At 71.0% G+C, this 8,356-nt stretch carries 5 protein-coding genes; 2 read left to right on the top strand and 3 right to left on the bottom strand.

The genetic code is table 11. The features are described 5' to 3' along the window. Positions 1 to 374: 374 nt before the first annotated feature. A complete protein-coding gene (locus tag ACF088_RS37745; RefSeq protein ID WP_392380481.1) occupies positions 375 to 1,382 on the bottom strand; it encodes a stage II sporulation protein M in 1,008 nt (335 codons plus the stop codon). A 111-nt stretch (positions 1,383 to 1,493) separates the two neighbouring features. On the opposite strand from ACF088_RS37745, the gene ACF088_RS37740 reads away from it, so the two are divergent. Then, on the top strand, positions 1,494 to 2,693 hold the full coding sequence (locus ACF088_RS37740; RefSeq protein ID WP_392380480.1) for an RDD family protein: 1,200 nt from the start codon (positions 1,494 to 1,496) through the stop codon (positions 2,691 to 2,693). A 267-nt stretch (positions 2,694 to 2,960) separates the two neighbouring features. On the opposite strand, the gene ACF088_RS37735 is transcribed toward ACF088_RS37740, so the two are convergent. Further along, the gene (locus ACF088_RS37735) at positions 2,961 to 3,575 is read right to left on the bottom strand and encodes a hypothetical protein (RefSeq protein ID WP_392380479.1); all 615 of its coding nucleotides are present in this window, start codon (positions 3,573 to 3,575) and stop codon (positions 2,961 to 2,963) included. 178 nt (positions 3,576 to 3,753) lie between these two features. Next, on the bottom strand, positions 3,754 to 5,211 hold the full coding sequence (gene ahcY / locus ACF088_RS37730; RefSeq protein WP_392380478.1) for an adenosylhomocysteinase: 1,458 nt from the start codon (positions 5,209 to 5,211) through the stop codon (positions 3,754 to 3,756). A 455-nt stretch (positions 5,212 to 5,666) separates the two neighbouring features. On the opposite strand from ahcY, the gene ACF088_RS37725 reads away from it, so the two are divergent. Beyond that, a complete protein-coding gene (locus ACF088_RS37725) occupies positions 5,667 to 8,126 on the top strand; it encodes a fructose-specific PTS transporter subunit EIIC (RefSeq protein ID WP_392380477.1) in 2,460 nt (819 codons plus the stop codon). Positions 8,127 to 8,356 lie beyond the last annotated feature (230 nt).

The raw sequence follows: 8,356 nt of genomic DNA, 5'->3' as shown, positions 1-8,356 counted from the left end.
CCGTCTCTGGCCCCCTGTTGGAGCGGGTCGGCCGTTCGGCTTTCGCTTTCCGGCCTTTCCGACTCTAGCAGATCCGATTTCGTTCCGTTGCCGGTCCGAATTCGTTTCCGATTACCCGTCGGAGGGGAGTGCCTTTTGGCTTTTCCGACTTTATCAGAAGGGATTCGGTCGAATTGATCGACCGGAGCTTCCGGTAAGTGGTCGGTTGCGCCTCGCCGAATGGAAATTCCGGCCGAAGCGGAGAAGATGCTAACTGTCGCGGATGAACTTGTCCAGTTCGCTGCAACCGTTCGAATCTACCTCCCCCTGATGCTCGTGTCAACGGGCTTCTGGGGCGAACAGGAGATTAGCAGGTCAGCGGGGCTCGATGCACATCACGCGGCGGTCGGGACGGTAGCTTCGCGGTCGGTGAGGTCCACGTCGCCGGTGGCTCCGGTGCGTACGGCGCGGCCGCCCAGGACGTAGACGTAGAGGAGGAAGGCCAGTTCGGCGGTGATGCCGATGCCGATGCGGGCCCAGGTGGGCAGGCCGGAAGGGGTGACGAAGCCTTCGAGGGCGCCGGATATGAAGAGGACCGCGGCGAGTCCGATGGCGACGCCGAGGGCGGAGCGGCCTTCCTCGGCCAGCGCGGTTCGGCGGGTGCGGGGGCCCGGGTCGATGAGGGTCCAGCCCAGGCGAAGGCCGATACCGGCCGCGATGAAGACGGCGGTCAGTTCGAGGAGGCCGTGCGGAAGGATCAGCCCGAGGAAGGTGTCGAGGCGGCCGGCTGAGGACATCAGGCCGATGCCGACGCCCAGATTGAGCATGTTCTGGAAGAGGATCCACAGGACGGGGAGGCCGGCGAAGGCTCCGAGGACGAGGCACAGGGCGACGGCCTGGGCATTGTTCGTCCATACCTGGGCGGCGAAGGACGCGGCCGGATGGCTGGAGTAGTACGTCTCGTACTCGCCGCCGGGGCGGGTCATATTGCGCAGGTCCTCCTGGGCGCCGATCACCGCCTGGACGTCGGGGTGGGCGGCGATCCACCAGCCGAGGAGGGCGGCGACCGCGGTGGAGAGGATCGCGGTCGGGATCCACCAGTGGCGCAGGCGGTAGACCGCCGCGGGGAAAGCCGTGGTGAAGAAGTGGGCGGTGTCGCGCCAGGAGGCCTTGCGGGCGCCGGTGACCGTGCTGCGGGCGCGGGCCACCAGAGAGGTGAGGCGGCTGGTGAGCACCGGGTCCGGGGCGCTGGAGAGGAGGAGGGAGAGATGGGTGGTGGTGCGTTGGTAGAGGGCGACCAGTTCGTCGGCCTCGGCTCCGGTGAGGTGGCGTTTGCGGTGGAGCAGGGTGTCGAGGCGGTCCCATTCGGCGCCATGGGCCGTGACGAAGACATCGAGGTCCATGTGGTGTCGCTCCTCGCAGCGCCGTGGGTGGGGCCGGATCAGCTTGGCAGACTGGCCGTGTCCGGCGTGGGGTGGGCGGGACATCGGGGAGCGAGAGGGAGTGAGCGCGGCGTGAGTGGACTCGTCACGGGTGAAGCGGTGGTGCTGGGGCTGCGGCCGGCCAGGCTGCCGAGCCGGGGGCTGGCGGTGGCCGTCGATGTGGCGGTGGCCTGGGCGGTCTACCTCGGTGCCTCGATGCTGCTGTTGAGCGCGACATCGTCGATGGACAGTGCGGCGGTGGCGGCCGTTTCGGTGGCGACGTTCGTGCTGGTGCAGGTCGGGATACCCATCGTCATCGAGACGCTGAGCCATGGCCGGTCGCTGGGGAAGCTGGTCTGCGGGCTGCGGGTCGTACGGGAGGACGGCGGGCCGATCCGGTTCCGGCATGCGTTGGTGCGCGGGGCGATGGGGGCCATCGAGATCGTGATGACGATGGGGGTGGTGGCGGCCATCGCCTCCCTGCTGTCGGCGCGGGGGCGCCGGGTGGGGGATGTGTTCGCGGGGACGTTGGTCATCCGGGAGCGGATGCCTGTGGCGGAGGCGGGCATGCCGCTGCCGCCTCCGCCTCCATGGCTGGTGACGGAGCTCGGGGCGCTGGATCTGTCGCGGGTGCCCGATGGGTGGTGGCTGACGGTGCGGCAGTACCTGGCGCGGAGGGGGCAGCTCGATCCGCAGGTCGGCGGGGCGATGGCGGGGCGGCTGGCGGAGGATCTGCGGGAGTTCACCGGGGTGCCGGGGCCGGCGGGGGTGCATCCGGCGGCGCTTCTGGCGGCGGTGGTCGGGGAACGGCAGGCGCGGGAATCGCGGCGGGCGTTCGGGGCGTCGGTGGCGGCGGGCGGTACGACTACGGCCGGCGGCACGCCGGCGGTGGGCGGCACGTCGGCGGGCGGCGGGGCAGCGGGTGTGGCCGGCGGTGGGGCGTCTTGGCGTGGTGAGCCGGAGACGTCTTTTCGTCGGCCTGTGGGGGTGGCGGAGGAGGCCGCGTCCTCAGGTGGGGCAGAGGGCCCGGGGGCGGCAGGGGAGCCGGGGGCGGCAGGGAATGCGGTGTCGTCGGTCTCGGCAGCGGTGTCGTCGGCTTCGGCAGGAGGCTGGGCGCCGCCCGGGGGTGGGGCGGGGGCTCTCGGGGACGTGGGTGGAGCCGAGGCCGGGGACGAGTCGGCGCGCCATGACGGTGCCGGGGCGCTCGGGGTGCCGGAGCGGGAGCGTCGGGGCGATGAGGGCAGTGGCGGCGCGGGGAGGCTGCCGCGTACGGGCTTTGCGCCGCCGGTGTGAGCCGTCGGTGAGAGGTGGAGTGGGAGAGCCGGCCGGCGGGTGAGTGCGTCGGGTGTCGGGGGTTGGTGCCGGCTCGGGACCTGGCGTATTTGGTGGCCGGGGCGGGGCGGGGCGTGGCTCCGCGTCGGCCTTTGGCGTGCCGTGACAGGTCGTGTAGAGGGCCTGCCACGAGGGGGCCTGCCGTCAGGCGGCCTGCCACGACGGGGGGCTGCCACGACGGGCCCTGCCGCCAAGGGTGAGGGGGCGGGGAGCTGCGGAGCAGGCGGGTCAGGGGAACGTCGACGGTGGGGATTCGAGGGATTCGAGTTCGATGCCGGGGGCGGAGAGGACCACGTCACCGGCGATGTGGACGGTGTGCTGTTCGCCGGTCTCCAGGTCGTTGACCCGGTATTCGTCGGCGATGAGGGGGGCGTTGTCAGTGGCGTGTGGTGTGCTTTTCAGCAGGGCCCAGGACTGGTCGAGCGTGCGGGGGGCGAGGACGGGGGGTGTGAGGGCGACGAGGCGGGTGCGGACGGCGCCGGCACCGAGGGCGGGGTGCAGGAGGCGCGCGGTGGCGATGAGGAATGCCGGGGACGCGCCGGTGAAGGCGTGGGCGGGGACGTTGCCTTCGGTGGCGTGTTCACCGGTCGGGTCGGTACGGACCCAGGTGACGCCCTCCAGAGCGGCGCCGCGGACCTGCCAGGCGGAGGCGTGGAGTTCGAGGCGGAGGGGCCGGCCGAGTTCGTCGAGGGTGAGGTCGACGGAGCCGATGTGGTCGCCGGAGGGGTTGACGATCTGGGAGACATAGCGCCAGCCGGAGGGGCCGGTGGCGCAGTGGAAGTGCTCTTCACCGAGGGGGGTGTGATCGTGCGGGTCGTGGAGGGAGTAGTGGCCGCGGGGCATAAGGGGTCAGGTCCTTCGGGCGGCGACGTGCCGGTGAGTCGGGGGCGGCGGGTCTGTCCGGGGTCCTCATGGGCCAGGCCCCCGCCGTGAGGGGCGAGGGCCTGGGATCACCGGCTGCTGTGGGGAGCACCAGCGGTCAGCGGGGCCGACCGGTTGGTGATCGCCCGCCGGAGCTGGATCAGTAGCGGTAGTGGTCGGGCTTGTACGGGCCCTCGACCTGGACGCCGATGTAGGCGGCCTGCTCGGGACGCAGCTCGGTGAGCTTGACGCCCAGCGCGTCGAGGTGGAGACGGGCCACCTTCTCGTCCAGGTGCTTGGGCAGCACGTAGACGTCGGTGGGGTACTCCTCGGGCTTGGTGAACAGCTCGATCTGGGCCAGCGTCTGGTCCGCGAACGAGTTGGACATGACGAAGGAGGGGTGACCGGTGGCGTTGCCCAGGTTGAGCAGGCGGCCCTCGGACAGCACGATCAGCACCTTGCCGTCCGGGTGGGTCCAGGTGTGGACCTGGGGCTTGACCTCGTCCTTGACGATGCCCTCGAGCTTCGCCAGGCCGGCCATGTCGATCTCGTTGTCGAAGTGACCGATGTTGCCCACGATCGCCTGGTGCTTCATCCGCGCCATGTGCGACGCCATGATGATGTCCTTGTTGCCGGTCGTGGTGACGAAGATGTCGGCGGTCTCGACGACGTCTTCGAGGGTGGTGACCTGGTAGCCGTCCATCGCGGCCTGCAGGGCACAGATCGGGTCGACCTCGGTGATGATGACGCGGGCGCCCTGGCCGCGCAGGGACTCCGCACAGCCCTTGCCGACATCGCCGTAGCCGCAGACCACGGCCGTCTTGCCGCCGATCAGGACATCGGTGGCACGGTTGATGCCGTCGATGAGGGAGTGCCGGCAGCCGTACTTGTTGTCGAACTTCGACTTCGTCACGGCGTCGTTCACGTTGATCGCCGGGAAGAGGAGGTCGCCGTCGCGGTGCATCTCGTACAGGCGGTGCACGCCGGTGGTGGTCTCCTCGGTGACTCCGCGGATCTCGGAGGCCACGTTCGTCCACTTCTGCGGGGCCTCGTCCAGCGTGCGGGTCAGCAGCTCCAGGATCGCGCGGTGCTCGTCGCTCTCCGCGGTCTCCAGCGCCGGGACCTTGCCGGCCTTCTCGTACTCGACGCCCTTGTGGACCAGGACGGTGGCGTCACCACCGTCGTCGAGGATCATGTTCGGGCCGCCGGTGGGCGAGTTCGGCCAGGTCAGCGCCTGCTCCGTGCACCACCAGTACTCCTCCAGCGTCTCGCCCTTCCAGGCGAAGACCGGGATGCCCTGGGGGTCGTCCGGGGTGCCGTTCGGGCCGACCGCGATGGCCGCCGCGGCGTGGTCCTGGGTGGAGAAGATGTTGCAGGACGCCCAGCGGACCTCGGCGCCCAGGGCGGCCAGGGTCTCGATCAGGACGGCGGTCTGCACGGTCATGTGCAGGGAACCGGTGACCCGGGCGCCGGCCAGCGGCTGGGCGGCGGCGTACTCCTTGCGGATCGCCATCAGGCCGGGCATCTCGTGCTCGGCGAGGGTGATCTCCTTGCGGCCGAAGGCGGCGAGGGACAGGTCGGCGACCTTGAAGTCCTGGCCGGTGGCTGCTGTCGTCATGCGGGCTGCTCCTCGAGCGTCGAGGTGGATGGGCTGGCAGTCTGCGGCGCGGGCCGGGGCCCCGGTGGTGACCGGGGCGCATACGAGCGTACGCGGAAGCGGACGCACCCCTCCCGTTGGCCGCAGCGCAGTCCGTCGGAGGCCCTCTCTCCCTCGGCCGGTCCGCGGTGCGGGCCGCCCGACCGCCATCAGCAGCGACGTCTGGCACTGGTCACGAATCTACACCGATCGGCCCGGTGAACCCCAGCCCGGAGGGGCCGGGGCGGGTGCGGTGCCGGTCGGGGAGGGACGGCGGGGCGGGCGTGGATTCCCGGGTTCCGGGGCGCCGGTGGCCCGCGTTCCGGCTGCTGGGGCCACGGCCCCGGAGGGGTTGGCGCGTGCTGTGACGTCATGCAGGATGCCTGGCAGCGCGGGAACGGATGCACCCCCGCGCGCACGTTCGTAAGGAGAGTCGCGTGACCACCACCACTCCAGCTGATCCCCCCGAGGGCGCGGGGAAGAGCGGGCAGGGGCTGAAACTGCTCGCAGTGACCGCCTGCCCGACGGGGATCGCCCACACGTACATGGCCGCGGAGAAGCTGGCCCAGACCGCCCGGGCCCTCGGGCACGAGATCAAGGTGGAGACACAGGGTTCCATCGGGGCCGAGAACGTACTGTCTGACAACGATGTCAGGGAGGCGGACGGCGTCATCATCGCCGCGGACAAGGAAGTCGACCGCAGCCGGTTCGTCGGCAAGAGGGTCTTGGCCGTCGGGGTGGCCGAGGGCATCCGCCATCCCGAGCGGCTGATCGAGCGAGTGCAGAGCGCGCCGGTGTACGGGGGTGCGGAGGGTGACGGGGCCGGATCCGGGTCCAGAGCAGGAGCCGGGGTCGGGGCAGGGGCAGGGGCAGGAGCCAGGGCCGGGGCCGGGGCCGGGGCGGCGGCTTCCGGGGGCAGCGGTGGCAGCCGGGAGCGCAGCGTTGCGTACAAAGCGTTGATGAACGGTGTCAGTTACATGATCCCGTTCGTGGTGGTCGGCGGTCTGCTCATCGCGATCTCACTGGCGGTGGGAGGTCACCCGACGCCCGAGGGGCTGAAGATCACCCCCGGGTCGTTCTGGGAGGACGTCAACCACATCGGCACCATCGGCTTCCAGCTGATGGTGCCGATCCTCTCCGGCTATATCGCCTATGCGATCGGTGACCGGCCCGCACTGGTACCGGGCATGATCGGCGGATGGATCGCCACCCACGGCGAGTTGTACGGGATGAAGGACGCGAGCGCCGGCTTCATCGGCGGTATCGTCACGGGCTTTCTGGCCGGGTACCTGGTCGTATGGATCAAGAAGGTCGAGGTTCCCAAGTTCGCCCGGCCGATCATGCCGATCATCGTGATCCCGATCGTGACCACGACCGCACTCGGGCTCTTCTTCATCTATGTGCTCGGCAAGCCGATCTCATGGGTGTTCACGCATCTCACCGGCTGGCTCAGTGGCATGACCGGGACCAGCGCGATCGTGCTGGGAGCGATCCTCGGTCTGATGATCGCCTTCGACATGGGCGGACCGGTCAACAAGACGGCGTTCCTGTTCGGTTCCGGCCTGATCGCCTCCGGAAACCAGACGGTCATGGGCATGTGCGCCGCCGCGATCCCGGTGATGCCGCTCGGGCAGGGGCTGGCCACGCTGATCCGCCGGCGCCTGTACTCCGAACAGGAGCGGGAGACGGGGATGGCGGCGCTGTTCATGGGGCTCTTCGGGATTTCGGAGGGCGCGATCCCGTTCGCCGCGGCGCGGCCCGCGCAGGTCATTCCGGCGAACATGCTCGGCGGCGCGGTGGCCGGAGCCGTTGCGGGGATGGCCGGGGTGGCGGACGCGGTGCCGCACGGCGGGCCGATCGTGGCGGTGCTGGGTGCGGTCGACGGGGTGCCGGTGTTCTTCGTCGCCGTGGTGATCGGCACGGTGATCACGGCGCTGACGACGGTGCTGCTGGTGGATGTTTCGGAGCGGAGGAAGGACGGGGCCGTGCGGGCACGGGCGGCCGGGGGCGGTGCCGGTGTCACCGCTGCCGTCGGGGGCATGGCCGGCGCTCGTGCCGGCGTCGATGCGGCCGAGGGGATGACCAGCGGTGTGACGGGCGCCGGTGTGACGGGCGCCGGTGTGACGTCGGTGGCCGCGGTGAAGTCGGTGGCGGCGGAGCCCGTGGCGGCGGAGCCCGTGGTCGCCGTCGGTGGAGGGGGTGCCGGGCCTGTCGGCGAGGCGGATGGTGCGTCCCGTACGGCCGCGGCGGTTGCCGCTGTCCCCCGGCCGGCCGCCGGTCCCGGAACGGCCACCGGTCCCGGGACGGCCACCGGCCCGGGGCAAGGGGCGGAGGGCGATGCCGCGGACGGCGATGCCTCCTACACCGGTAGCAACGATGTCAGCGGGGACGGCGCCGAAGGCGGCACCAACGGTGACGGGGACGGCAGCGGGTCCGCCGCCGAGGTGCTCTCCGGCTATCTGACCGCGCAGACCGTCAAGACGCAGCTCCGCGCCGACGAGAAGGAAGCGGCGATCCGGGAGATGGCCGAGCTGGCGGCCGGCACCGGCAGGGTGGCGGACGTCGACGAACTGGTCCGGGTGGCGCTGGCGCGTGAGGCGCAGGGCACTACCGGGCTCGGTGAGGAGATCGCCATTCCGCACGCCAAGACGGACGCGGTGAGCGCTCCGGTCGTCGGCTTCGCGCGGTCGGCGGACGGTATCGACTGGGGCTCGCCGGACGGCACGCCCGCCAAGCTGGTCTTCATGATCTCGGTGCCGGAGGCGGCGGCCGGCGACGAGCATCTGCGCATCCTGGCGCTGCTGTCGCGGAAGCTGATGGACGCGGATTTCCGGGCCCGGCTGCAGGGGGCGGAGGACGGGGCGGCGATTCTGCACGTCCTCGGCGAGATCCATTAGGGCGTCGGTGGGGCGGCACCGCTGTGCGCCCCGGGGGCAGGGCACCCTGGTGCACCCCCGGGGCACCACTAGGGCATGGCCGAACAAACCCCGTAGGGGGTGCGAGGGCCCCCTCGGGGCCCACAACGCAGCGGACCGGGGGCGGTATTCCCGTGGCTCACCACCTGATCGACGGGCCGTGGTCGACGGGCCATGGTTCATTAGGCCGTGCTCGTTAGGCCGTGCTCGTT

The sequence above is a fragment of the Streptomyces sp. NPDC015125 genome, assembly GCF_043080045.1.
GTDB lineage: Bacteria > Actinomycetota > Actinomycetes > Streptomycetales > Streptomycetaceae > Streptomyces.
Note: the sequence above shows the minus strand (reverse complement) of the source record. Positions and strands in the feature narration are given on the sequence as shown.